Consider the following 2,442-nt stretch of genomic DNA (forward strand, 5'->3'; position numbering starts at 1 on the left):
CGGCCTGCGTCGAGGACGGCGCACTGGACGCGACGCGCTCGGCGGCGACGCCGACGTGCCCGCTGGCGGACGCCGCGAGCACGACCAGCACGAGTGTCGGCAACAGCGCGTTGAACGCGTAGTACGCCACGCCCGCCGCGGCGACGGACAACCGCTGGCTGCGGACGAGCGCTACGATGGCGACGGCCAGTTCGCGAGCGCCCTCCTCCGCGACGGCGTCACGAATACCCATGCCTGAGATACGGCACAGACCGAAAAGAGTCGTATGGTTATCTGCCCGGCAGACCCCCGGAGGGGAGTCGCTACTCGTACAACGGGTGCTCGCGGCAGAGGTCTTCGACAGTCGACGCGACGTCGGCGTACACTTCGACGTCGCCGATGTTGTCGACCACCCTCGCGATGCAGTCCCCGACCGTCTCCATCGCGTCTTCGTCGAACCCGCGGGTCGTCAGTGCCGGCGTGCCCGCGCGGATACCTGACGGGTCGAACGGGGACCGCGTCTCGTCCGGCACCGTGTTGCCGTTCAGCACGATACCGACCTCCTCGAGGGCGTCCTCGGCGTCCCCACCGGAGACGTCGGGATGGGAGTCCCGGAGGTCAACGAGCACGAGGTGCGTGTCCGTCCCCTCCGAGACGAGCGAGAGCCCGTGATCCTGCAGCGTTTCGCCCAGAACCTCCGCGTTCCGGACGACCTGGTCGGCGTAGTCCTCGAACTCGGGCTGGAGCGCCTCCTTGAACCCGACGGCTTTCCCAGCGATGTTGTGCATGAGGGGGCCGCCCTGCGCACCCGGGAACACCGCGTTGTCGATGTCGTCGGCGTACTCCTCGTCGCACATGATGATGCCGCCGCGACCCGCGCGGATCGTCTTGTGCGTCGACCCCGTTACGAAGTCCGCGACGCCCACCGGCGACGAGTGGACGCCCGCTGCGACCAGCCCGGTGATGTGAGCGATGTCGGCGAGGTGGTACGCGTCGACGGCGTCGGCGGCCGCCTGAACGCGCTCCCACTCGACCTCGCGGGGGTACGCGGAGAACCCGGAGACGATCATGTCGGGCTCGAACTCCTCGGCGATGTCCTGCAGCGAGTCGTAGTCGAGGCGGCCGGTGTCGGCGTCGACCTCGTACTGCTCGACGTCGTACAGCTGGCCCGCGAAGTTCGCGGGGTGGCCGTGGCTGAGGTGGCCGCCGTGGGTGAGGTCCAGCGAGAGGATCTTGTCGCCCGGTTCGAGCGTCGCGAAGTAGACGGCCATGTTCGCCGACGACCCGCTGTGCGGCTGGACGTTGACGTGGTCGGCGCCCCAGAGCTCTTTCGCGCGGTCGATGGCGAGCTCCTCGACTTCGTCGGCGAACTCGCAGCCGCCGTAGTAGCGCTCGCCGGGGTAGCCCTCGGCGTACTTGTTCGTGAGCTCGCTGCTCTGGGCCTCCAGAACGGCTTCGCTGACGTGGTTCTCGCTCGCGATCATCGCCAGCGTCTCTCTTTGTCGGTGGCGCTCGCCGACGAGCGCATCCGCTACCGCTGGGTCGGCCTCTCGGACGTCCTCGTAACTCATGTCTAGACGGGCCGGTGCGCGGGCCATAAGTCTACCGAGGCAGGATTATTTCGCGGTATTTCACACGGATGCTACGACAGAAATATATGCCCGCTGGTACAACCGTGGGACTGCGTGATTCAGTGGGACGAAACTAGTACTGGCGTGTTCGCCACTGACGCCGCCGAAAACGAGGTCCGCGTGCGTGCACCGGACTGGCAATCGGCCGCCGACGCCCGCGTCCTCCCACAGTTGACGGACGCGGAGACGACGGGCGTGACGTCGGCGTTCTCGGTGCCGGCGGACGACGCGACGCTGGCGTCCCCTGAAACCACTGCCTCGACGACGCTCGCGGCCGGCGAACGGCAGCAGCTCGCTGCCGGCGACTACGTTCTCGAGGCCGACGGGGCTATCGACGTCGTCGTCGGGTTCAGCGGGCCCGCGCAGGTCGTTCTGGACGACCGCCTGCGCGTCAGCTTCGACGCCCCCGAGCGTGTCGCAGTCGGGTTCCGAAGCGACGCCCGTGCGCCGCCGGCCACCATCACGATTCCGAAGACGCTGGACGGCGTCGCGACCGCCGTGACCCACGCGGCGGCCGCCCACCGCACCACGACCCCAGACCGGTCGGACCCCGGATTCCGTCGTCACCCGCCCGCGTTCGCCTTCGGCGAAACCGTGGACGTACCGCCGTCGGTCGCCGCCGCGACCCCCCGACACCGGCATCGAACTCGTCGTGCCGCGCTCGCTGCGGGCGCTGTTCGTCGCCGCGCCCCTCGCCTACTACCTGGGTGCGACAGTGACAGTCGACGCCGGCGTGACGCCCCCGCTCCGTGCCCCGGGACGCTGGCATCAACCACGCCTTCGACGCGCTCGACATGGAAGCCCCGTCGATGCTCGCGCGCGTCTCTGGCTG

General features: G+C 69.0%; 1 protein-coding gene and 2 pseudogenes. 1 reads left to right on the forward strand and 2 read right to left on the reverse strand.

The features are described 5' to 3' along the window. Both GRX66_RS18255 and glyA read right to left on the reverse strand, forming a co-directional pair. Nucleotides 1–232: pseudogene (locus tag GRX66_RS18255) on the reverse strand (hypothetical protein); the annotation flags it as partial. A gap of 70 nt (nt 233–302) precedes the next feature. Further along, nucleotides 303–1,550, reverse strand: a complete 1,248-nt coding sequence (glyA, locus tag GRX66_RS18260) for a serine hydroxymethyltransferase (protein ID WP_159527759.1) — start codon at nt 1,548–1,550, stop codon at nt 303–305. Nucleotides 1,551–1,664: 114 nt separating this feature from the next. Between glyA and GRX66_RS18265 the strand changes: the two are divergent. Next, nucleotides 1,665–2,442, forward strand: a pseudogene (locus GRX66_RS18265) (hypothetical protein); the annotation flags it as partial.

It is taken from the genome of Halobacterium bonnevillei, from assembly GCF_009831555.1.
GTDB lineage: Archaea > Halobacteriota > Halobacteria > Halobacteriales > Halobacteriaceae > Halobacterium > Halobacterium bonnevillei.

What these genes read in the sequence shown, in the direction of transcription:
- glyA (WP_159527759.1), bottom strand. Translation starts at nt 1,550, where the DNA reads ATGAGTTACGAGGACGTCCGAGAGGCCGACCCAGCGGTAGCGGATGCG.